The organism is Bifidobacterium reuteri DSM 23975 (assembly GCF_000741695.1).
Taxonomy (GTDB): Bacteria; Actinomycetota; Actinomycetes; order Actinomycetales; family Bifidobacteriaceae; genus Bifidobacterium; species Bifidobacterium reuteri.
This window is the reverse complement of record NZ_JGZK01000003.1, coordinates 188,190-210,668: the sequence shown is the minus strand read 5'-3', so window position 1 is coordinate 210,668 and position 22,479 is coordinate 188,190. Positions and strand designations below refer to the sequence as shown.

The window sequence follows — 22,479 nt, the reverse complement described above, 5'->3', positions numbered from 1 at the left end:
GTTTCGTATCATTGATTGATGGCATCGGCGTCATTGGGATGTCATTGGTACTGTCTCCCTCTGCCGAGGGAGGTGCCCCGAAGGGGCGGAGGGAGAGAATAACATGTCCACTGAATTCACCAAGGTCATCGTCGTCAACGGTCCGAATCTCGGACGTCTCGGAGTGCGTCAGCCCGATGTCTATGGCCGTCAGGACCTCGAGGAACTGCGTCGCCTGTGCACGCAGTGGGGCGCTGAACTGGGTCTTGAAGTCGAGGTGCGCCAGACCGACAATGAGGCCGAGATGGTGCATTGGATGCATCAGGCCGCCGACGAGAAGACGCCGGTGGTGATGAATCCCGCGGCCTTCACACACTACTCGTACGCGCTCGCCGACGCAGCCCACATGGTCGGCGACGCGGGTCTGCCATTGATGGAGGTCCACATTTCCAACCCCTCGGCGCGCGACGAATTCCGCAAGCGTTCCGTGATTTCCCCAGTCGCCACCGGCACCATCACGGGAATGGGCTTCTACGGCTACAAACTGGCGCTCGAGGCTGTCGCTCACATCATCGGTCAGTGAGCGTGTCTGCTGAATCATGTGCATCGATTGTTCTTCCTTGGTGAGCTTGGACGATGGTTTGTGGATGGCGCATGTGTGTGTGGCTTGTGGGCGGCCAGGGGCGAACACGCCGGGTCACGTGCGGATGATACAGTGAAATTCCATGGTTAGAAGAACACATGGCAATTCCCAAGAGCACGTTACCAAGCATATTTTCGTTACCGGTGGCGTTGTTTCCTCCCTCGGCAAGGGCCTGACCGCATCTTCCCTCGGACGTCTGCTGCGCAGCCGTGGCATTCACGTGCTGCAGCAGAAGCTTGATCCGTACATCAATGTGGACCCCGGCACGATGAACCCGTTCCAGCACGGTGAGGTGTACGTGACAGAGGATGGTGCGGAGACCGATCTCGACATCGGCCACTACGAACGCTTCCTCGATGTGTTCCTGAGTCAGAAGGCGAACGTCACCACCGGCCAGATCTATCAGGAGGTGCTGCGCAAGGAGCGCGCCGGCGAATACCTCGGCCAGTGCGTGCAGGTCATCCCGCACATCACCAACGAAATCAAGTCCCGCATGCGCGCCCAGGCATCCGATGACGTCGATGTGATCATCACCGAGATCGGCGGCACTGTGGGCGACATCGAATCCCAGCCCTTCCTGGAGGCGGCCCGTGAGGTGCGCCGCGACCTCGGCCCGGAGAACTGCATGTTCGTGCACGTCTCCCTGGTGCCCTACATCTCCGCGGCGCATGAGCTCAAGACCAAGCCGACCCAGCACTCCGTGATGATGCTGCGTCAATTGGGCATCTCCCCGGACGCGCTGGTGCTGCGTTCCGACCGTCCGCTCAACAAGTCCATCAAGGACAAGATCTCCCTGATGTGCGACGTGGACGAGGAAGGTGTGGTCAACTGCGTGGACGCGCCGAGCATCTACGATGTGCCGAAGATCCTCTTCAACGAGGGGCTCGATGCGTATGTGGTGCGTGAGCTCGGTCTGCCGTTCCACGACGTCGACTGGGACGAATGGGCCGACCTGCTCGAGCGCGTCCATCACCCCAAGCATGAGGTGAATATCGCCATTGTCGGCAAGTATATCGACCTGCCGGACGCCTACCTGTCGGTCACCGAGGCCATCAAGGCCGGCGGCTTCGCCAACTGGGCCAAGGTCAACGTCAAGTGGGTCGCCGCAGACCGTTGCGAGACCACCGAAGGTGCGGCCGCAGCCCTCGACAACATCGATGGCATCGTGATTCCCGGTGGCTTCGGCATCCGTGGCATCGAAGGCAAGATCGGAGCGCTGAAGTTCGCCCGTGAGAACGGCCTTCCGGCACTCGGTCTGTGCCTTGGCCTGCAGTCCATGGTCATCGAATACGCCCGCCACGTGCTGGGCATCGAGGACGCCAACTCCACCGAGTTCGAGCCTGATTGCGCCAATCCGGTAATCGCCACCATGGAGGAGCAGAAGGACATTGTGGCCGGTAAGGGTGATATGGGCCACACCATGCGTCTGGGCTCCTATCCGGCTGAGCTGGAGGAGGGCTCCCTGGTCGCTGAGTTGTACGGTACAACGCACGTCACCGAACGCCATCGTCACCGTTACGAGGTCAACGTGGCCTACAAGGACCGGCTGCGCGAAGGCGGCCTGCGCATCTCCGGCCAAAGCCCGGACGGCGAGCTCACCGAGTTCGTCGAGCTTCCGCAGGATGTGCATCCGTTCTACGTGGCCACCCAGGCCCACCCGGAGTTCAAGTCCCGTCCGACCAAGCCGCATCCGTTGTTCGCCGGTCTGGTGAAGGCCGCGCTCGACCACAAGGAAGCTCGCAGCTGAACGGCTGAACACCATTGGCGTAACGCTATGTTGCAAAAACTCTCACTGGGTGCCACCAGCGAGAGTTTTTGCATATATGTGAGCAAGGTCATATGCGCTGAAGGTGGAGAAGAGGCCGATGCCTCTGCATGTTCACGGGGATAGGGCATAATGGCGTCAAGTGCATAAGCACGGGGAACAACCAACGAGAGAGTGTGTAATAGTCACATGACCGATAACTTTGGACAGCCGGTGGGCATATCGCAGCCCGGTATCGCCAAGTCTGTGAGCGATGGTGAGACGACGGCGGTCTTCGCGCCTTTTGACGTCGTGCAGCCACCGGTGAACGGCGTTGCGGAGCATGCCATCCGCGTCAAGCCGCGGAAGCGCCACGTCTGGCCGTGGATTGTGCTGGGTGTCGTGGCGGTGCTGGGCGCAGTATGCGGTGGTGGGTTCTGGTTCTTCCAATCGCACGCTCTTCCCGGCGCCACCCTGTGGGGCAATCCGGTCATGGGGCAGAGCAAGAGCCATATCGCCGCACAGATCGATGATGCGGTGAGCAACACCACGGTGACCGCTTCCTATGAAGGCAAGACCGCCAAAATCTCCCTCAAGGATCTCGGGCTGAGTGTTGATTCCGATGCGATAGCCTCCGATGTGGTCAACGCCAAGCGCGATAGTGCATGGTGGCAGCAGTATGCGTTTTGGGTCAAGAAGAACGTGGATGTAGCTCCTGCTAGCGTCTCGGCTGCGAATAGCACCACCTTGAACTCCAAGCTCGGCGTCGATGAGGTCAAGCCCATCGATGCTTCGGTGAATCTCAACGCGGATAAGAACGCCTTCGATGTGGTGCCTGGCCAGCCGGGCAAGGGCCTGGACGCCAAGCCTGTGGCTGAAGCCGCAGTGGCTTCGATCAAATCGCTCGGCAATGATTCCTCCCCAACCGTAGAGGTCTCATTGAAGAGCACGGATCCACAGATCACCGACACCGTCGCGAATGACGCCAAGTCCACACTTGACAATCTCATCAAGAACCCGGTGGCTATCAAGATCGGCGACCATCAGATTGCTTCCGTCGATGCACGGGCGTTGGCTGCATCCATGCGTGTCGATGCCAACAAGAACGGCAAGCTCGCTTCCGGGGAGACCCGCAACGGATACGTGGTGTTCGATGCGAACAAGATTCAGCAGTATTACGATCAGTCAATCAAGCCCACTTTCCAGACCAGCCGGGAAGACCGTGAGGTCATCGTCAACAATGACGGCGACGAACTGAAAGTCATCAAGGAAGGCCATGACGGTGTCACCATCACCACCGGTGCCGATGGCAGTGTCGGCAACGATGCGGTCGAGGCTCTTGCCAAGGGAAGCGGCTCTGTAAGCGTCGAGGGCACTGTGGATCCAATGCAGACCAAGAAGACCAAACGTCACGTTGTCGTTGATCTGTCCGACCGTCTCGTCCATGTATACGAAAACGACCAGGAGATCAAGACCTTCCATGCCTCCGTGGGCGAGGACAACAATCCGACCACGGGTGTGTGCGAAGGCGATCTGTGCACCCCTACCGGTGATTTCAAGGTCTGGCTCAAGTATCCGACCCAGGACATGAGCGGCAGCGTCAAGCTCTCCGACGGCAGCACCTCGACTTGGAGCGTCAAGGGCGTGGGCGATGTCAACTACTTCTCCAAGGACGGCTGCGCAATTCACCGTATCGCCAAGTCAAGCTTCACCAGCGACGCCACCATCGCCGGCATGAACAACATCTCCCACGGCTGCGTGGGCATCGGATGGGATGTGTCCGATTGGTTCTACGATTGGTGTCTGATGGGCACCAGCGTGCACGTGCAACTGTAATCCTCTGGACTATCATGTGCGGTGTATCCAGCGGGTATACCGTTAAGCCGGACAGGCTCGTTATGGCATTCCATAGCGGGCCTGTCATTATGTGTGGCATGCCATGTGCCGCACATCACGTCAGCGCACAGCCAATATGCAGTGTGGGCAGTGGTGTTTAGACACGGGTTCTGTTAGGTTTACGTAGGATATTGAGCAACAAGGAAGGCAGGATGGTGAGCGAAAACACAGCGCCAAACGCCGCCGCTGACGTGGAGATGAGCCAGTACGTGGCCGACCGTTCACGCGTCAACGAGGACAAGATCAAAAAGGATGACGAGATCATCAGCCAGTTCGGCGATTACAGCTATGGCTGGCATGATTCCGATGCGGCCGGTGAGGCCGCCAAACGAGGCATCGACGAGAATGTGGTCCGAGCCATCAGCGCCGACAAGGGAGAGCCGCAGTGGATGCTCGATATGCGACTGCGCGGCTTCAAGGCTTTTCTGGACAAGCCCATGCCCAAGTGGGGTGTGGATCTGTCCGGCTTCAACGCGGACGATTTCAAGTACTACGTCAAGCCCATTGACAAGCAGGCCAAGACCTGGGAGGAACTGCCCGACGACATCCGCAGCACCTATGACCGTCTCGGCATTCCCGAGGCAGAAAAGAAGCGTCTGGTCTCAGGCGTGGCTGCTCAGTACGAGTCCGAGGTGATCTACAATTCCATCCAGGAAGATCTGAAGAACAAAGGCGTGATCTTCGTCGACACCGATACCGCGGTGCGCGAATATCCCGACCTGGTGCGCAAGTATTTCGGTACCGTCGTACCTCCGGAGGACAACAAGTTCGGTGCGTTGAACACCGCCGCATGGTCTGGAGGCTCGTTTGTCTATGTGCCGAAGGGCGTGCATGTCGACATCCCGCTGCAGGCCTACTTCCGTATCAATACGCCGGCCATGGGCCAGTTCGAGCGTACGCTGATTATCGCCGATGAAGGCTCCTACGTGCATTACGTGGAAGGCTGCACCGCACCGATCTGGTCCGAGGATTCACTGCACGCCGCCATCGTCGAAATCATCGTCGAGAAGCACGCCCGCGTGCGGTACACCACCGTGCAGAACTGGTCCAACAACGTGTACAACCTCGTCACCCAGCGTGCCTATGTACGCGAGGGCGGCACGATGGAATGGGTGGATGGCAACATCGGTTCCAAGGCCACCATGAAATACCCGGCCTGCATACTCGCCGAGCCGTATGCGAAGGCCTCTACCATGTCGCTTGGTTTCGCCGGCAAGGGCCAATATCAGGACACCGGTGCGAAGATGATCCATCTCGCCCCGCACACCAGTTCCACCATCGTGGCGAAGTCCATCTCCCGCGGTGGAGGTCGTTCCGCCTATCGCGGTCTCGTCAAGATCGTCAAGGGCGCGGAGGGTTCGTCCAACTCCACGGTGTGTGACGCACTGCTCGTCGACGATTTCTCCCGCTCTGACACCTACCCGCATGTGGATGTGCGTGAGGACGACGTCTCCATGGCGCATGAGGCCACCGTTTCGAAGATCTCCGAAGACCAGCTCTTCTACCTGATGAGTCGAGGACTCACCGAAGAGGAGGCGCAGGGCATGATCGTGCGCGGCTTCGTGGAGCCGATTAGCCGCGAGCTGCCGATGGAATACGCGCTTGAACTCAACAGACTTGTGGAACTTCAGATGGAAGGATCGGTGGGCTGATAGCAATGGCCGATACAACAACACCCGTCAAGGAAATCAACATTCCGGTGGCGGATCCCAATGACCCGTATGCGGTTCCGGCGGCCATGCCGTCTTCGGTCGACCACGCCGTCCGCTCGTTCGACGCGAACGACTACCCTGAACCCGACCGCAAGCAGGATGAATGGCGATACACGCCCATCGAACGCATCAGTGAGTTCTTCAACGTGTTCAAGCCGTCAGGCGAAACACAGATCGAAGTTTCGATGATTGATGGATCGCCGCTGGTCGAAGGCGTCAAGCTTACGCAGACGAAGCTCGGTGAAGGCCTGTCCGGCACGGTGTCCAAGCCGAATGACCGAGTCTCCGCTGTGGAATGGGAGTCCGGTGCCACCGCCACCATTCTTGAATTGGAAGGTGAAATCGCTCAGCCGGTGCTGGTCAAGGTGCATGGCGCGGGGGAGGACCTCGACGCGTTCCATCTGGTGATCGCCGCAGCAGACCGTGCGCATGCCGATGTCGTCATCGAGCATGACGGCGATGCGCGTCTGGCCGAAGGCGTTGAAATCACCACGGGCAGGGATTCCCATGTTTCCACCACCTTCATTCAGGAATGGGCGAAAACCGCCAAGCATGTGGGCAACCATCGCATCCACGTAGGCGAGGGCGCGTCCCTGCGCCATTCCGTGGTGACACTGAGCGGCGACATCGTGCGCATCCGCATGGACCAGGATTTCGGTGGCGAGCAGGGCGACCTCAACATGCTCGGCATTTACTTCGTCGATCCCGGCGAGCATATCGAGCACCGCACGATGGTGGTTCACAACCATCCCGACTGCAAGTCACGCGTCGTGTACAAGGGTGCCTTGGATGGCAAGGGCGCGCACTCCACATGGGTGGGCAACGCGCTGATTCAGCCACAGCGCCCCGGCACCGATTCCTACGAGCTCAACCGCAACCTCGTGCTGACGCCGGGAGCCATCGCCGATTCCGAACCGAACCTCGAGATCGAGAACGGCAACATCATCGGTGCAGGCCACGCCTCCTCGGTCGGCCGTTTCGATGATGAGGAGCTGTTCTACCTCGAGTCCCGCGGCATTCCCGAAGCCGATGCCCGCAAGCTCGTGGTACGAGGCTTCTTCGGCGAACTCGTGGAGGAGATCGGCATCCCCGCCATCTCCGAACATCTGATGGATGTCATCGATCGCCGCCTCGCACGTGGCGAGAACAAAGCCGTGGCGCAGGTCCTCGAAGACAAGTAAGCCCCGGCTGCAAGTTACGAACACACGTTATTAGGAGCACAACATGTCAACACTCGAAATCAAGGATCTTCACGTTCATGTGGAGACCAAGGAAGGCACCAAGCAGATTCTCAAGGGTGCCACCCTGACCGTCCACTCCGGTGAGACGCATGCCATCATGGGACCGAACGGTTCCGGCAAGTCCACATTGGCGTACACGCTCGCCGGCCATCCCAAGTATGTGGTCGATTCCGGCGAAGCGCTGCTCGACGGACAGGACATCCTCAAGATGACCCCGGATGAGCGCGCCAAGGCAGGCCTGTTCCTGGCCATGCAGTATCCGGTGGAAGTGCCGGGCGTCTCCATGACCAACTTCCTGCGGACCGCGAAGACCGAGATCGATGGCGAGGCACCGGGCATCCGCCAGTGGGCCAAGGACCTGTCCGAAGCCATGAAGCGTCTCAAGATGGATCCGAAGTTCGCCACCCGTTCGGTCAATGAAGGCTTCTCCGGCGGTGAGAAGAAGCGCGCCGAAGTGCTGCAGCTCGAACTGCTCAAGCCGAAGTTCGCCATCCTTGACGAGACCGATTCGGGACTCGACGTCGACGCCCTGCGCATCGTATCCGAAGGTGTGAACCGTGCCAAGGAAGCCAACCAGTTCGGCATCCTCATGGTCACGCACTACACGCGAATCCTGAAGTACATCAAGCCGGACATCGTGCATGTGTTCGCTGATGGCCACTTCGTCAAGACCGGTGGTCCGGAGCTGGCCGACGAGCTTGAAGAGCACGGCTACGACGCCTACCTGCCTGAAGGTGCCGATTCCGAATCCGCGCTGGCCTAGCCTGATATTGCACTCTGACCGCGTGCGGACCGAATATGCTGTTGCCGGGACCGCTCCAGGCCGCTCGGGTCAAGCTTTACGCCCGGCAACAGCATATTCGGTCCGCACGCTCCCTATGGAAATATCGTTACGATGAGTGGGTTGGTAGGGGTGTGTTGCTCGACCGTAAGGACTTGGCCTGAGCGGCCTGGAGCGTGTCGAGCAACACACCCCTACCGACCCACGGTCAGTATAAACGGAACGGGAAAGCACAGCACAACGAAGGGGAATGATAATGGTTGATTTTGAGGCGATTCGGGGTGAGTTCCCGATTCTGGATCAGCGGATCCACGGGCACCCGCTGGTGTATCTGGATTCCGCGGCGACCTCGCAGAAGCCGAACGCGGTGATTGACGCCGAGGCCGATTTCTATCGCACCATCAACGCCGGCGTGCACCGCGGCGCACACGAGTTGGCAGCCCGCAGCACGATGGCCTTCGAGGAGGCCCGCGCCAAGGTCGCCAAGCTGGTCGGTGCGAACGCCGCCGAAGGCGAGGAGGAGATTGTGGTCACCGGTGGTGCCACCGCCGGCTTGAACCTATTGGCCACCGCGTTCGGCAATGCGTCCCTCGGGCGCGGGGGAGAGGCGGCCAAGCGCTTCGCTCTGAAGCCCGGTGATGAGATTGTCGTCTCCCGTGCGGAACATCATTCCGTGCTGCTCCCGTTCCAGGAACTGGCTTACCGCACCGGGGCCGCGTTCAAGTGGATCGATCTGACCGAGGACGGTCGCGTGCGCACCGACAATCTCGATGAGGTTATCACCGAGCGCACTAAGGTGGTCGCCGTCACCCATGTGGGCAATACGACCGGAGCCATCACCGATATTGCACCCATCATCAAGCGCGCGCACGCTGTGGGTGCCGTGTTCATTCTGGACGCATGCCAGTCCGTGCCTCATCTCAAAGTCGATTTCCATGCGCTGGATGTCGATTTTGCGGCATGGAGCGCGCACAAGATGTACGGCCCGACCGGCGTCGGCTTTCTGTACGGCAAGCGCGAACTGCTCGAGGCGCTGCCGCCGGCCAACTTTGGCGGTTCCATGGTGGAACTCGCCTACATGGACCATGAGGCGCAGTACATGGCCCCGCCGGCACGCTTCGAGGCCGGCACTCAGCCGGTGTCTCAGGTGGTCGCCGCAGGCGTGGCAGCCGAATGGATGATGAACATCGGCCTTGAGAACATCGAGGCACATGAGCGGACCATCGCCGCCGAACTGCTCAAGCTCGGCGACATCGATGGCATCCGTATCCTGGGCCCGCGTGAGAATGTGAACCGTATCGGCACTGTGGCGTTCGACGTCAAGGGCGTGCATCCGCATGATGTGGGCCAGTACATCGACGCACAGGGCATCGCCATCCGTGTCGGACACCACTGCGCTCAGCCGGTTCACCGTCATTTCGGCCTGTATGCGTCCAACCGAGCCTCGAGCGGCGTCTACAATTCCGTCGAGGACGCCCAGACATTGGTCGAGGCGGCACAAGGCATCCGTAAGTTCTTTGAAGTGGAGTAGTTGCATTTATGAGTGATTTCGGCATGAGCGGAGACGAACTCGAGCAGATGTATCAGGAGGTCATTCTTGAGGCTTCCAAGCATCCGCACGGCAAGGAGTCGTTCGCTCCTGATGCTGCAACGGAGCAATCCGGTGAGGCCGTTGCCAATACGACGGTTCGCGCCACCCACGAGTACTGCACTCCCGGTGAATCGCATCAGTTCAACCCCACATGCGGTGATGAGGCCACCGTCCACGTGGAGGTGTCCGATGACGAGTCCCACACCATCAAGCGTCTGGTATGGGACGGCCACGGCTGTTCGATTTCCCAGGCCAGTCTGTCCGTGATGGTGGATCTCGTGGACGGCAAAACCGTGGAAGAGGCCATGGGATTGGAGCAGGTGTTCCATAAGCTCATGGAATCACGCGGCGCCGGCCTGAACGATGAGGCTTTGGAAGACAAATTGGGCGATGCCGTTGTGTTCCAAGGCGTTTCCAAATACCCTATGCGTATCAAATGCGCTCTGCTAGGCTGGGAGGGGCTGAAGGATTCCATCGCCAAAGCCCTTGCCGCAAAGAACTGAGGTAGCTATGACCGACAACAATCTGGTTCCCGAACCGCAGCCGTCCATCTTCGACGCCGTCAATGACGTGCTGAAGGACGAGGAGGCCTCGCGCCGCGTGATGATGAACCCTGCATTGGCCAAGGGATTCCCGAACGGACATCCGGTTGAGCCTGCCGATCATGATGATGACACCTGCGCCTGTGGCAACCATCACGGTGCCTGCGGGTGCTCGGACGAGCCCGACAAGTCGGACGGCAATGACATTCCGTTGAAGGCCGTGGACGATATCGGGCGCGCCACCGCAGAGGATGTACGTGAGGCGTTGCATCAGGTCATCGACCCGGAGTTGGGCATCGACGTCATCGACCTCGGTCTGGTGTACGGCATTGAGATCGACGAACTCGGCCGTGCCATCATCACGATGACGCTGACCACGCCCGCGTGCCCGCTTACTGACCTCATCGAAGACGAATGCGCATCCACGCTGGCCGGTCTGGTCGAGGAATTCCGCATCGATTGGACGTGGGATCCCCGTTGGACCATGGATCGCATCACTCCTGAGGGGCGCGACCAACTCGCGGCCCTTGGATTCAACTTCGACAACATGCCGCAGTACTGATTGAATTCGGCTCAGCTGCCACAGAGCGATACCAGTTCAGTAAACTGAGATATGCAAAGGCCCCGCGAATCATATCGCGGGGCCTTTGCATACTATGATGCCGTCAATCAGTCATCGACGATGGTGTTCTTCGGCACTACGGTGATGCCATCCGGAGTGACCGTGAAGCCACGTGCCAGATCGTGCTCGGTATCGATGCCGACCGTGGAGTTCTCGGTGAGTACCACGTTCTTGTCGAGAATCGCTTTGTAGACGCGTGCGCGGCGGTTGATGATCACACCGTCGAACAGCACGGAGTCCACGATCTGGGCCCAGGAGTGGATGCGCACGTTGGGGGAGAGCACGGAGTGGTGCACCTCGCCACCGGAGACGATCACACCGGGGGAGACAATCGAATCCGTGGCGTGTCCGAGGCGGTCACGGCCGGCGTGCACGAACTTGGCCGGCGGCAGGTTGCCGGACATCGTGTAGATCGGCCAATCCTGGTTGTACAGGTTGAACTCAGGCACATAGGCGATCAGATCCATGTGCGCATCGTAGAACTGCTTGATGGTACCCACGTCACGCCAGTATGCGTGATCGGTGGCCGTGGCACCAGGAATCTCGTTGGAATTGAAGTCGTATACACCGGCTTCGTTGCGCGACGCGAAGTAGGGGGCGATGTCGCCGCCCATATCGTGCTTGGTGTCTGCGGCTTTCTCGTCGAGCGCCAGAGCCTCGAACAGCGCCTTGGTGTTGGCCACATAGTTGCCCATGGAAGCCAGGATCTGGCTCGGGTTGTCGGGCAGGCCGGTGGTGGAGGCGGGCTTCTCCTCGAAGTTCTTGATCATGTTCGGATGATCGGGATCCACTTGAATAACGCCGAATTGCTTCGATTCCTCAATGGGCTGGCGGATGCCGGCGACGGTGAATTCCGCGCCGGATTCGATATGCTGCTGCACCATCTGCTCGAAGTCCATGCGGTAGACGTGATCGGCACCGACGATGACCACGATGTCAGGCTGAACGTCCTCAATGATGTTGATGGTCTGGTAGATGGCATCCGCCGAACCGAGGTACCAGTGCTTGCCGAGTCGCTGCTGCGCCGGCACAGGGGAGACGTACGAACCCAGCAAGGGGGAGAATCGCCACACTTGGGAGATATGACGATCGAGCGAGTGGGACTTGTACTGCGTCAGCACCACCACCTGGCGATACCCTGAATTCACCAGATTGCTGAGCGGGAAATCAATCAGGCGGTATACGCCTCCGAAGGGGACAGCGGGCTTGGCCCGATCTCGGGTTAACGGCATCAGACGGGTCCCCTCACCGCCTGCAAGCACAATCGACAGAATCTTAGGATTCTTGGCCATCGTTTATCCTCTCTTGTCGGAGCGTCTTTCGACACCGCACTACTTGGCCAAACGCATCGTTGCATCTGGTTTACATAGTTAATAATTGCAGAAAAAAACGAACATGCAAGGATATCGCTTCCGCGTGCCGTGAACTTGTGATGAACTGTTGCACGGATTCGTACGCGATGCAGGACATTCGGTTGTGTGTGAAGGCTGTCTAGCGCATACAGGGATTGTGACGTGCACCACATCGCGTTGCAAGGTGCGGCATGTCAAGTTGCAAGGTGCAGTGATGCGAGACTCGGCGTCAGTCTGACGTCTGTCTGATGAGAGGATTGTGAAAAACGAAGATCAGTGCCTGGTGGCGTAGAAGGCGACCGCGCTGGAGGCGGCCACATTGAGGCTGTCGACGCCATGACTCATGGGGATTTTGACGGTCAGGTCGGCGCGTGCGATGGTGTGATGCGACAGCCCGTCGCCTTCGGTGCCGAAAATAAGCGCGAGCTTGCCGATATGTGTCGGATCGTCAGCCGGCGCATGCAGCCGACGTGTGAGCTCTTCCAATGAGATGGAGCGGTCCTCAAGAGCCATGGCCACAGTGGTGAATCCCAACGATTTCAACTCGTCGATACCCCGGAACGGCCAATAATGCTTGTCTTCCGTGCCATCCTCGTTAAAGCCTGTGATCCGGGTCCATGGCACCTGGAACACCGTACCCATCGAGACGCGGGCGGCACGGCGATACAGGGGATCCCCGCAGGATGGTGTGACCAGGACCGCGTCCACATCCAGCGCCGCTGCCGAACGCATCAAGGCTCCTACATTGGTGTGGTCGACGATGTTCTCCATCACCGCCACACGTGTGGCGGTCCGGCATACCTCTGCTACGGACGGCAACTGCCAGCGGCGCATGGCGCATAATGCGCCACGGTGCAGCCGGTATCCGGTCAGACGCTTGAGCTGTTCGGGGGAGGCCACATATACGGGAATCGAATCGCCCCACCTCGCATCGATGAAGTCGAAGGTCTGTCGCATGCCTTCGAGCCAAGGCTCCTCCACCAGCAGCGAAAGCGGTTCCCTGCCAGCTGCCAGGGCGCGGTCGATGACCTTGGGCGATTCGGCGATGAAGACGCCTTTTTCCGGTTCCAGACGGTTGCGCAGCTGCATTTCCGTAAGGCTCACATATGCCTCGACGCGCGGATCGTCGACGGACTGCAATGTGATGAATCGCATGGTGAGCCTTTCGAATAACGAAAAACCCCTTGCATTGCAAGGGGTTTATCTGTGCCCGAGACGGGACTTGAACCCGTACGCCTGTATAAAATAGGCACTAGCACCTCAAGCTAGCGCGTCTACCATTCCGCCACCCGGGCAGGTGTCGTTTGGACAACGAGTAGATACTTTAGCAGCAAATTACGAAGATGCAATTCGCGCGTGTGTTCGGCGTGTCGCGTGTAGCCTTGAAGGCATGACTGATGCTGTATTCCTCTTCGACCCACAGGTCGATAACGTGCCGGTGAATAGCGATGAGCTCCATGCGGGATGGAAGCTGACACTGCCCGCCCATGTCAGGCGTCATGCCGTGCAGGCCATGCGATTGAAGGCGGGTGACAGCCTGCAACTGTCCGATGGACATGGGCTCAGGATCCAGGCGGTGATGTCGGATCCGGAAGAAGGACTGGCGGAAGTCGTCGAAGTCGGTCGGGAACCGGAACCGCTGACGAGGTTGTCGCTCATCCAGGCATTGGCGAAGACCGGACACGATGAACAGGCCATCGATATGGCCACGCAGATCGGCGTCGACCAGGTGGTGCCGTGGCAGGCCGACCGATCCATCGCCAAATGGAAGGCCGGTCGCACTGACAGGAAATGGGGTTCCGTGCTTGACGCAGCCACGGAGCAATCGCGCAGAGTGTTCAGGCCACGGCTTGAACCATGCGTATCGAGCAAGGAGGTCACGGCGATTTGCCGCAGGGCCTGCGTGCATGGCGATCTGGTCATCGTACTGCACCAGGACGCCACGGATACCTGGTCAGGCGTTGAGTGCAAGGTCTCACAGTTGATGGAACGCACCCTGGAAGACGGCCGGCCAAGAACCATCAGCGTGGTCGTAGGACCGGAAGGCGGCATCAGCGAGGCGGAGATCTCGGAATTCACCAAAGCGGGCGCTCTGACCTGCGTATTGGGCCATACCATCATGCGCGCAGCCACGGCGGGGCCTGTGGCATTGTCGCTGCTGTCGCGCGTCTTGGGGCGATACGAGTGAATCGGTGTTGAACAGCGGTTTTCCGTCACATCGAGTAACGGCCTCGCGCTAAGCTGAAACAGGAATGCAACCACAGAAGAACGAGGAGCATGATGAGCGAATCCGATGAATGCCTGTTCTGCAAGATCATCGCAGGTCAGATTCCCAGCAGCAAGGTCTATGAAGACGACACCACGTACGCGTTCAAGGACATCAATCCCAAAGCGAAGATTCATGTTCTGGTAGTGCCCAAGAAGCACTACGCCAATGCCGCCGAACTTGCCGCAGCCGATCCTGCCGAACTGGCGCACATCGTATCCATCGCCCAGCATATCGCCGATGAATCCTTCCACGGGGCGTACCGGCTGGTGTTCAATACCGGCCTTGACGCCGGACAGACGGTATTCCACGTGCATGCGCATGTGCTGACCGGTGAAAAGCTCGACGAATAGGAATCCATTCTTCCCGTGGCAACAACAACACGCACCATCACCATTCCTTCCCAGCTTGACCCGGTAGCTGTGTTCGGTCCGGTCGACGAGGTCATTCGTGAGGTGGAGAGGGCCTTCTCCGACCTGACCATCATCGTGCGGGGCAATCGTGTGGCCATAGTCTCCCGATCCAAGCAGACCGAGTCGCAGGCGGCACAGGCCGAAGAGTTCATCAATACCATCATCCAGGCCGCGTATACCGCTCCGATGGATGCGGATACCGTGCGTCGCATGCTTGACCAGAACGTATTGAAGAACCACGTACGGCTCGAGCATCCCGGCCACGGGCCGGCGCATGACAGACTCGTGCGGTCGACGGTCGCCGAGCGTTCCCGTGCGCGTACGGCAGGAGCGCACGACCCTGTGTATCGCAAACCCATTGTCCCCGGCGTCATCACCTTTGCCGCAGGTGTGCCCGTACGGGCCAAGACGCCCGGCCAGATGGCATATGTGAACGCCATTGCGTCACATACCATCACCTTTGGCATCGGGCCTGCCGGCACCGGCAAGACCTATCTTGCGGTAGCCAAAGCCGTGCGGGCGTTCCAGGACAAGGAAATCCGTCGAATCATCCTCACCCGTCCTGCGGTGGAGGCCGGCGAAAACCTGGGCTTCCTGCCCGGCACGCTGAACGACAAGGTCGACCCCTATCTGCGCCCGCTGTATGACGCGCTCGGCGACATGCTGGGCGCCGATCAGCTCAAGAAGCTCATGGACGACAACACCATCGAGGTGGCGCCTCTCGCATACATGCGCGGGCGTACGCTCAATGACGCCTTCGTGATTCTCGACGAGGCTCAGAACACCACTGAACAGCAGATGAAGATGTTCCTCACCCGTCTCGGCTTCAATACGCGGATGGTGATCACCGGCGATATCACCCAGGTCGATCTGGCCGTTCCCCGTTCCGGCCTCGCCACCATCGAGGGGATTCTGGACGGCATCGACGACATCGCCTTCGTGCATCTGAATACCGAGGATGTGGTGCGTCACCAGCTGGTCGGCAGGATCGTGGCGGCGTACGACCGCCATGCGGCGATTGCAGGAGATCATCGCGGTATGAGAGGCCGACGGCATGCCGCAAAGCCCGTGGAAACGACGAACCCGAGCGAGGAGTCCAATGAGCGTTGACGTGACCAATGAAACCCAGTGGAACATCGACCCCAAGGTGTTCTCCGATCTGGGCATATGGGTGCTCGATCAGATGCGGGTCAGCACCCAGTCTGATCTGACCATCATGTTCGTGGACCCCGACCCCATCGCGGAACTCCACATGAGATGGATGAATCTCGAGGGGCCTACTGACGTCATGAGTTTTCCGATGGATGAGCTGCGTCCTGGAGACGGCAAAACCGTCATGGAGGGTGTACTCGGCGATATCGTCATCTGTCCCTGGGTCGCCGCACAGCAGGCCGCCGCAGCCGGACACAGCACAATGAGCGAGATGCTGCTGCTCACCATCCACGGCATTCTGCATCTGCTCGGATACGATCACACGACTCCCGAACAGGAGCGGCAGATGTTCGGTCTGCAGCGCCAATTGCTGCTCACGTTCTTCGCTTTGCGTCAGGACGCCAACGTGCAGGCCACGCTGCCGGAAGGCACGCCCGACGCATTGGCCATATACGATGCCTCGCATGGCACCGGACGAGATCTCAACGCCAAACAATAGATTCAAGGACGGCACATCATCACCATGGAGTATTCCAGTACCACCCTCATCTCAGTCACTGTCATTCTTGTACTGACCGCTGCCTTTTTCGTCTGGCTGTCCCTGACGATGGCGGCGGCCGAAGGCGCAGTCGCCCGCGTGACCCGCGCCAGCCTGAACAACATGATTCTTGAAGTGCAGACCGACTCTGAAATGAGTCAGTTCCTCAAGATGAAGAAAATCGACAAGATTCACCGGGTGCAGCGTCTGATTGCGAATCGGTATGCCACGGCAGGCAGTTGCGCTTTCTTCCGCATCACCTGCAATGTGCTTGATGGCGTCCTCGTATGCGCCATCACGTCATTATGGGGGCTTGAGCTATGGATTAGCCTGCTGGCGGGGTTCCTGTTCGCCATCGTGGTGGCCGTGGTCTCCGTGTTGGTGCGTCCGCGCACAACCGGTATGGCCAAGCCTGTGGAGATCATGCTGTCCAGTTCGACCATCGTCGCATTGGGATGCAAGATCACGCCGTTCGCCCGCATCGGTTCCGAAAAGAACGGCAAGGGGGCGGGGCGCAAGTCCAAGGATTCCGACCTGTCGGACGATGAGGAGCTGGAGAAAATACAGCTCGAGCAAGGCAAGGCCGCCATCGATCGCTTGGTCGAATCCAATGATTTCGATCCCGAAGTCTCCGAAATGCTGCGCAACGTGCTGACGTTGTCCGATACGCTGACCCGCGAGATCATGGTTCCTCGCACCGACATGATTTGCATGGAGCGCGGCACCACGTTGTCTTCGGCATTGAAACTGTTCTCCCGTTCCGGATTCTCCCGTGTGCCGGTCATTGGCGAGGATGTCGATGATCTGATCGGCGTGGCGTATCTCAAGGATGCCGTGCGTGCCACCGCCTTCAACCCGTCCGCTCTAAGCCGCGAGGTGGAGTCGATCGTCCGTCAGCCTCTGCTGGTGCCTGAGTCCAAGCCGGTGGATGACCTGTTCCATGAGATGCAGCGTTCCCGTCAGCATGTGGCTGTGGTCGTGGACGAATATGGCGGTATCGCCGGTATGGTGACCATCGAGGACACGCTTGAACAGATCGTCGGCGAACTCGAGGACGAACATGACCGCATCCAGCACAGTGAGCCGGAAAAGATAGGCGAGAACAAGTGGAAGATGCCCGCGCGTACGCCGATCGCCGAGCTCGAGGAGATCTTCGAGATCGACATCGACGAGGACGATGTGGATACCGTTTATGGTCTGCTGACCAAGCTGATCGGACGGGTTCCGATCGTCGGGGCCTCCGCAGTCACTCGTGGACTGCGTCTGACTGCGGTCGATTCCGCAGGACGCCGTAAGAAGGTCTCCACCATCGTCGTAGAACCGGCACACGTCGAGGGTGACGAGGAAGATGGCACAATCAGTGAGAATGACGGTGGCGCATCCGACGGGGATGGGCAGAACGCCGGCAACGCCGACAAGGAGTGATATGACCCAAAGCGATGATCAGAATGAAGCCGTGAACATGGCGGTTGCCGTGTCCGTACAGGATGCGGACCGCACCCATGAAGCGTCAGAGGTGCCATACCGCTCCGGATTCGTTGCCGTGGTGGGGCGTCCGAATGTGGGCAAGTCCACGCTGATCAACGCGCTTATCGGCAAGCAGATCGCCATCGCATCATCTCGACCGGAGACCACGCGTAAGGCCATCCGAGGCATTCTGACCACCGAGCATGCGCAGCTGGTGCTGGTGGACACACCCGGCATTCACAGGCCGCGCACATTGCTGGGGCAACGATTGAACGATGTGGTGGAGGAATCGCTGTCCGATGTGGACGAGGTGGCGTTCCTGCTTCCCGCAGATCAGGAGATCGGTCCCGGTGACAAGCGCATCCTGTCCCGTTTGCGTACCGATTTCGCCGTCAAGCGCGAAGACGGCACGTTTTCCTGGAAGATTCCGCTGATCGCCATCGTCACCAAGATCGATGAGCTGAACAGACAGGCTCTGATCAACAAGCTCATTGAAATCAATGGTTTCGCCGATTTCACCGACATCGTACCGGTGAGCGCGTTGGAATACGACAATCTCGACGAGGTCAAGAAGGTGCTCATCGAGCATATGCCCGAAGGCCCAAAGATGTATCCCACCGACATGATCAGTGAGGAGCGTCCGGAAGAGACCATCGCCGAACTCGTCCGTGGAACGTTCCTCGAAGCGTTGGATGATGAGTTGCCTCATTCGCTGGCGGTTGTGGTGGACTCCATCGATTATCCGCAGGACAACGAAACCGGTGCCGGCTATGACGGCAAGGCCGAAGTGCATGTGTCGATCTATGTGGAACGCGACTCGCAGAAGCCGATCATCATCGGCAAAGGCGCGTCGAACCTTACCTACGTGAAGAAGAAGCTGCGCACGCCGGTCAACCGCATTGTCGGGCAGAAGGCGAAACTCGACCTCCATGTCAAGGTGGCCAAAGGCTGGCAGTCCGATCCTAAGCAGCTAGAGCGCCTTGGCTTCTGACGGTATATCGGCTCCCCTTGTCAGGGGAGCTGTCCCGCGAAGCGGGGCTGAGGGGTAGTGCATTCATCAACGAAGGAGGGGCTTCCCAATCGGGAAGCCCCTCCTCATATCCGCATGCTGTTTTCGTTTACTTCTTCCTGGTGTACATCTGGGTGTTCAGCAAGGTGGAGTAGCGCTTGATGACCTTGGGGCGAATCACCTTCATCGATGCGGTCATCAGACCGTTCTCCTGGGTGAATTCCTCAGGCAGGATGATGAACTTGCGCACGGACTCGGCCCTGGAGACGCCTTCGTTGGCCTGATCGACCCACTTCTGCACTTCGGCGCGCACCGCGGCGTTCTGCGCGGCGTCCTCCATCGACATGTGCTCGTCCAGACCTTTTGCGGCCAGCCACGGGCGCAACGATTCCTCATCCAGCGTGATGAGCGCGGAGATGAACGGGCGCTTGTCGCCCAGCACCAGAGCTTGGGAGACGATCTCGCAACGTTGAATCACTTCTTCGATCGGGCCGGGGGAGACGTTCTTGCCGCCTGCGGTGATGATGAGGTCCTTCTTGCGGCCGGTGATGTACAGGAAGCCGTCGTTGTCGATGCGGCCCAAATCGCCGGTGGCGTACCATCCGTCCTCGGTGAACGACAATTCAGTCGCCTCGTCGTTCTTGTGATAACGCGGGAACACGGCACGACCCTTGACCTGGATTTCGCCATCTTCGGCAATGCGCAGGGAGAAACCGGGGAACGCGATGCCGACGGATCCGGCGTGGAACGGGGTCCCCAGCGGGTTAAAGGCGCACGGAGCGGTCGTTTCGGTCAGACCATAACCTTCATACACCGGCACGTTCGCGCCACGGAAGAAGGCCAGCAGTTCGGGATCGAGCGGAGCGCCACCGGCCACAAACCACTTGGCTCGTCCGCCAAGTACCTCGCGCAAGGACGAATAGACAATAGGATCGAATGCTGCACGACGGGCTCTGGTCAGGGCTCCGGCCTTCCCGTTTGCCGAGATTTCCTTCATGTAATCCTGAGCGGCTACCACGGCGGAAGCGAACACCACGCCTTTGGGGCCGTGCCCGGCCTTCTGCGATGCGGCGTTGTACACCTTCTCCAACACGCGCGGCACCACGATCATGATGGAAGGCTTGGCCACCTGCAAGTCGCCGATCAGCGTCTTGATGCCGGTGGCGATGTAGATGTGAATGTCCGAGGCAACGACGATGTAGTTGATGGCGCGGGCGAAGGAATGCGCCTGCGGCAGGAACAGCAGGATGGTGTTCCTCTTGTCGTGCAACAGCTCGGGCATGTAGTCCGGCAGATTCAGCGCGGTCTGGCAGTAGTGCTCATGGGTCATCTCCACGCCCTTGGGCGCAGCGGTGGAACCGGACGTGTAGACGATGGAGCACAGATCGGTCTTCTTCACCGAATCGATGCGCTCGTCCAGTTCCTCGTCCGACACGCCGGCGCCGTACGCCTTGATTTCGTCAAGCGCACCGGTTTCGATGGTGAGGATGTGCTCGAGAGACGGGCATTCCTCCACAGCGCCATCCGCCTTCTCGCGCATGTCGGCATCCTGCACGATCAGCAGACGTGCATCGGAATTGTTGACGATGTTGCGGATCTGCTCGGCGGAATCGGTGTCGTAGATGGTCGCCAGCACGCCGCCACAGGCCATGATCGCCGCGTCCGTCAGATCCCAGTCATATGACGTGCGGCACATGAACGCCACGGCATCGCCCTTTTTCAGACCGTAATGCAGTAGGCCCTTGGCCACCGCACGCACGTCGGCCAGGAACTCGTTGGCGGTCACGGTGACCCACTCGTTGCCTGACTTGTACGTATACAGAGGTTCGTTGCCCATGCGCTTGGCGCGGTCCGCATACAGGTCGTAGATGGACGTGCCCTCATCCAGCGGCGGGTTGCCTTCGGTGGAGGTGGTGAGCAGACCCGAAACCGGATCGATGTCGGTGACGGTCAGATGTCCGTCATCCCAGTCATCGCTATGCGGCAGTGCGATGTCGGCTTCGACCGGCACGTCGGCGTTGGACAGGTAATCGGGCTCGTCCGGAGTGTCGTCGTGCACTGGGTGGACGAAGTCGGACCCCAGCCTCAGCGCCTACGGGTGAGGTCGATGGTGTGTTGCGTGAAGGAATTGATAACCGACAATTCTTGCTCCTGCTATACGTGTCAATGCCGTCCGGGCATAGGCCAGTGGCGCCCGAACGCTTCTCAACAGACAAATTGTAATCGCGCGAACCGAACTCGTCACCTTACGCAACCGTAGGAAAACCTCGCGCAACGGTAAGAAATCAACCGATGCATCGGACATGTTGCGGTTACACTTGCATCTGGATAATCATTTCCATTCAAAGTTGAACAGAAAGGGGTCTCATGGCTGAAACCCAAGAACCCACCGTGGTGTTCGGCGTTGTGAACGAAACGTCCGAAACGGAGTCCCGCGTCGCGCTGACGCCGGATATCGTCACCCGGCTGCGCAGGAACGCAGTCTCCTGCATCATCGAATCCGGTGCCGGGACTGCCGCAGAATACACCGATGAGGATTATGAGAAAGCCGGAGCCGTGGTCTCCGACCGTGCAACCGTGCTGGGCAAGGCCGATGCACTCGGCTTCGTCGACAGGCCATCCGCAGGAACAGTCAGCAAGCTCACAGCCGGCCAGTGGGTTATCGGCATGCTCGGTTCCTTCACGGATGCCGAGTACATCGACGCGTTGGAGCAAGCCGGATTGGTCGGCATCGGCATCGAGAAGCTGCCGCGCAAGCTCTCCAGCGCCCAGTCTATGGACGAGATGACCTCACAGAACTCGGTCATGGGATACAAGGCTGCCATCACGGCAGCTGACGCCTATGGGTCGTTCCTGCCGATGATGACCACCGCAGCCGGCACCATCCGCCCGGCCAAGGCGCTGGTGCTCGGAGCCGGCATCGCCGGACTGCAGGCCATCGGCACGCTGCGTCGACTCGGTGCAGTGGTCACTGCCTACGATGTTCGTCCTGCGTCCAAGGGGGAGGTCGAGTCCCTTGGCGCCAAGTTCCTCGATTTGGGGCTCGATTTCTCCGCAGGTCAGGGTGAGGGCGGCTACGCCCGTGCGCTGAGTGCCGAAGAGCAGGCGCAACAGCAGGCTGCAGTGGACAAGAAGGCCGCCGAATTCGACATCATCATCACCACAGCCAAGGTTCCCGGCCGCAAGCCTCCGGTACTGCTCACCGCCGCCGGCGTCAAGGGACTGCACCGGGGTGCCGTGGTCGTCGACTGCGCGGCCTCCGAGCTCGGCGGCAATGTCGAGGGTTCGGCAGTGGGGGAGCAGGTGACCGAGGGCGGCGTCAAGCTGATCGGCGCCCCGTACCTCGCCTCCGGCGTGGCCACCACTGCATCCAACCTGCTGGCCCGCAACGTGGCCGACATTCTCGTGCACTTCATTCGCGACGGCAAGCTCAGTCAGGATCTGAGCGAAGAGCTGGACGACGCTTTGGTGGTCGCCGGCCGCGCCGAGGTCGTTCCGGCCGAAGAGCTTGCCACGAAATCCGAGTGAGTC

General features: G+C 59.6%; 18 protein-coding genes, 1 tRNA gene and 1 pseudogene. 16 read left to right on the top strand and 4 right to left on the bottom strand.

Annotation, left to right across the window (positions count from 1 at the left end; all coding sequences use genetic code 11):
- Positions 1-103: 103 nt before the first annotated feature.
- From aroQ to BREU_RS03525, 9 genes are all read left to right on the top strand, one after another.
- On the top strand, positions 104-562 hold the full coding sequence (gene aroQ, locus BREU_RS03565; RefSeq protein WP_044088364.1) for a type II 3-dehydroquinate dehydratase: 459 nt from the start codon (positions 104-106) through the stop codon (positions 560-562).
- 142 nt (positions 563-704) lie between these two features.
- The gene (locus BREU_RS03560) at positions 705-2,369 is read left to right on the top strand and encodes a CTP synthase (protein WP_044088362.1); all 1,665 of its coding nucleotides are present in this window, start codon (positions 705-707) and stop codon (positions 2,367-2,369) included.
- 207 nt (positions 2,370-2,576) lie between these two features.
- Entirely contained in the window at positions 2,577-4,202 is a 1,626-nt protein-coding gene (locus BREU_RS03555) for a L,D-transpeptidase family protein (protein ID WP_044088361.1), read from the top strand.
- A gap of 212 nt (positions 4,203-4,414) precedes the next feature.
- Positions 4,415-5,914, top strand: coding sequence for a Fe-S cluster assembly protein SufB (sufB, locus tag BREU_RS03550; RefSeq protein WP_044088360.1), 1,500 nt, complete (start codon positions 4,415-4,417; stop codon positions 5,912-5,914).
- 5 nt (positions 5,915-5,919) lie between these two features.
- The gene (gene sufD, locus BREU_RS03545) at positions 5,920-7,155 is read left to right on the top strand and encodes a Fe-S cluster assembly protein SufD (RefSeq protein WP_044095810.1); all 1,236 of its coding nucleotides are present in this window, start codon (positions 5,920-5,922) and stop codon (positions 7,153-7,155) included.
- Between the two features lie 43 nt (positions 7,156-7,198).
- Positions 7,199-7,978, top strand: a complete 780-nt coding sequence (gene sufC / locus BREU_RS03540) for a Fe-S cluster assembly ATPase SufC (RefSeq protein ID WP_044088357.1) — start codon at positions 7,199-7,201, stop codon at positions 7,976-7,978.
- Between the two features lie 274 nt (positions 7,979-8,252).
- A complete protein-coding gene (locus BREU_RS03535) occupies positions 8,253-9,527 on the top strand; it encodes a cysteine desulfurase (protein ID WP_044088356.1) in 1,275 nt (424 codons plus the stop codon).
- 8 nt (positions 9,528-9,535) lie between these two features.
- The gene (gene sufU, locus BREU_RS03530) at positions 9,536-10,090 is read left to right on the top strand and encodes a Fe-S cluster assembly sulfur transfer protein SufU (RefSeq protein ID WP_044088355.1); all 555 of its coding nucleotides are present in this window, start codon (positions 9,536-9,538) and stop codon (positions 10,088-10,090) included.
- A 7-nt stretch (positions 10,091-10,097) separates the two neighbouring features.
- A complete protein-coding gene (locus BREU_RS03525) occupies positions 10,098-10,691 on the top strand; it encodes a metal-sulfur cluster assembly factor (protein WP_044088354.1) in 594 nt (197 codons plus the stop codon).
- A 107-nt stretch (positions 10,692-10,798) separates the two neighbouring features.
- Here BREU_RS03525 and glgC read toward each other — a convergent pair whose 3' ends face one another.
- The 3 genes from glgC to BREU_RS03510 all read right to left on the bottom strand — a co-directional run bounded on the left by glgC (position 10,799) and on the right by BREU_RS03510 (position 13,398).
- Positions 10,799-12,043, bottom strand: coding sequence for a glucose-1-phosphate adenylyltransferase (glgC, locus tag BREU_RS03520; protein ID WP_044088352.1), 1,245 nt, complete (start codon positions 12,041-12,043; stop codon positions 10,799-10,801).
- Positions 12,044-12,376: 333 nt separating this feature from the next.
- A complete protein-coding gene (locus BREU_RS03515) occupies positions 12,377-13,258 on the bottom strand; it encodes a TrmH family RNA methyltransferase (protein WP_044088351.1) in 882 nt (293 codons plus the stop codon).
- A 52-nt stretch (positions 13,259-13,310) separates the two neighbouring features.
- Positions 13,311-13,398: transfer RNA gene (locus BREU_RS03510), tRNA-Leu, on the bottom strand.
- 95 nt (positions 13,399-13,493) lie between these two features.
- Here BREU_RS03510 and BREU_RS03505 point away from each other — a divergent pair.
- The 6 genes from BREU_RS03505 (at position 13,494) to era (ending at position 18,930) form a co-directional block, all read left to right on the top strand.
- Positions 13,494-14,291 carry a 16S rRNA (uracil(1498)-N(3))-methyltransferase gene (locus BREU_RS03505; protein WP_044088350.1) on the top strand — a complete coding sequence of 266 codons (798 nt, stop codon included), beginning with the start codon at positions 13,494-13,496 and terminating at the stop codon, positions 14,289-14,291.
- Positions 14,292-14,383: 92 nt separating this feature from the next.
- Entirely contained in the window at positions 14,384-14,722 is a 339-nt protein-coding gene (locus tag BREU_RS03500) for a histidine triad nucleotide-binding protein (RefSeq protein WP_044088349.1), read from the top strand.
- 15 nt (positions 14,723-14,737) lie between these two features.
- Entirely contained in the window at positions 14,738-15,892 is a 1,155-nt protein-coding gene (locus BREU_RS03495) for a PhoH family protein (RefSeq protein WP_044088348.1), read from the top strand.
- The gene (gene ybeY, locus BREU_RS03490) at positions 15,882-16,433 is read left to right on the top strand and encodes an rRNA maturation RNase YbeY (RefSeq protein WP_044088346.1); all 552 of its coding nucleotides are present in this window, start codon (positions 15,882-15,884) and stop codon (positions 16,431-16,433) included. The genes BREU_RS03495 and ybeY overlap by 11 nt, the downstream gene beginning before the upstream one ends.
- Positions 16,434-16,457: 24 nt before the next feature.
- Positions 16,458-17,897: a hemolysin family protein gene (locus BREU_RS03485; RefSeq protein WP_044088345.1), complete on the top strand. Its 1,440-nt coding sequence runs from the start codon at positions 16,458-16,460 to the stop codon at positions 17,895-17,897.
- A gap of 37 nt (positions 17,898-17,934) precedes the next feature.
- Positions 17,935-18,930 (top strand): GTPase Era, encoded by a 996-nt coding sequence (era, locus tag BREU_RS03480; RefSeq protein ID WP_140463136.1) that lies wholly within the window; start codon positions 17,935-17,937, stop codon positions 18,928-18,930.
- A gap of 127 nt (positions 18,931-19,057) precedes the next feature.
- On the opposite strand, the pseudogene BREU_RS03475 reads toward era, so the two are convergent.
- A pseudogene (locus BREU_RS03475) lies at positions 19,058-21,090 on the bottom strand (AMP-dependent synthetase/ligase).
- Positions 21,091-21,315: 225 nt separating this feature from the next.
- Here BREU_RS03475 and BREU_RS03470 point away from each other — a divergent pair.
- Positions 21,316-22,476, top strand: a complete 1,161-nt coding sequence (locus BREU_RS03470; RefSeq protein ID WP_044088342.1) for an NAD(P) transhydrogenase subunit alpha — start codon at positions 21,316-21,318, stop codon at positions 22,474-22,476.
- Positions 22,477-22,479 lie beyond the last annotated feature (3 nt).

Excerpts from the sequence above, each read along its gene's own strand:
- aroQ (WP_044088364.1), top strand. The coding sequence starts at position 104 with ATGTCCACTGAATTCACCAAGGTCATCGTCGTCAACGGTCCGAATCTC.
- BREU_RS03560 (WP_044088362.1), top strand. The coding sequence starts at position 705 with ATGGTTAGAAGAACACATGGCAATTCCCAAGAGCACGTTACCAAGCAT.
- BREU_RS03555 (WP_044088361.1), top strand. The coding sequence starts at position 2,577 with ATGACCGATAACTTTGGACAGCCGGTGGGCATATCGCAGCCCGGTATC.
- sufB (WP_044088360.1), top strand. The coding sequence starts at position 4,415 with ATGGTGAGCGAAAACACAGCGCCAAACGCCGCCGCTGACGTGGAGATG.
- sufD (WP_044095810.1), top strand. The coding sequence starts at position 5,920 with ATGGCCGATACAACAACACCCGTCAAGGAAATCAACATTCCGGTGGCG.
- sufC (WP_044088357.1), top strand. The coding sequence starts at position 7,199 with ATGTCAACACTCGAAATCAAGGATCTTCACGTTCATGTGGAGACCAAG.
- BREU_RS03535 (WP_044088356.1), top strand. The coding sequence starts at position 8,253 with ATGGTTGATTTTGAGGCGATTCGGGGTGAGTTCCCGATTCTGGATCAG.
- sufU (WP_044088355.1), top strand. The coding sequence starts at position 9,536 with ATGAGTGATTTCGGCATGAGCGGAGACGAACTCGAGCAGATGTATCAG.
- BREU_RS03525 (WP_044088354.1), top strand. The coding sequence starts at position 10,098 with ATGACCGACAACAATCTGGTTCCCGAACCGCAGCCGTCCATCTTCGAC.
- glgC (WP_044088352.1), bottom strand. The coding sequence starts at position 12,043 with ATGGCCAAGAATCCTAAGATTCTGTCGATTGTGCTTGCAGGCGGTGAG.
- BREU_RS03515 (WP_044088351.1), bottom strand. The coding sequence starts at position 13,258 with ATGCGATTCATCACATTGCAGTCCGTCGACGATCCGCGCGTCGAGGCA.
- BREU_RS03505 (WP_044088350.1), top strand. The coding sequence starts at position 13,494 with ATGACTGATGCTGTATTCCTCTTCGACCCACAGGTCGATAACGTGCCG.
- BREU_RS03500 (WP_044088349.1), top strand. The coding sequence starts at position 14,384 with ATGAGCGAATCCGATGAATGCCTGTTCTGCAAGATCATCGCAGGTCAG.
- ybeY (WP_044088346.1), top strand. The coding sequence starts at position 15,882 with ATGAGCGTTGACGTGACCAATGAAACCCAGTGGAACATCGACCCCAAG.
- BREU_RS03485 (WP_044088345.1), top strand. The coding sequence starts at position 16,458 with ATGGAGTATTCCAGTACCACCCTCATCTCAGTCACTGTCATTCTTGTA.
- era (WP_140463136.1), top strand. The coding sequence starts at position 17,935 with ATGGCGGTTGCCGTGTCCGTACAGGATGCGGACCGCACCCATGAAGCG.
- BREU_RS03470 (WP_044088342.1), top strand. The coding sequence starts at position 21,316 with ATGGCTGAAACCCAAGAACCCACCGTGGTGTTCGGCGTTGTGAACGAA.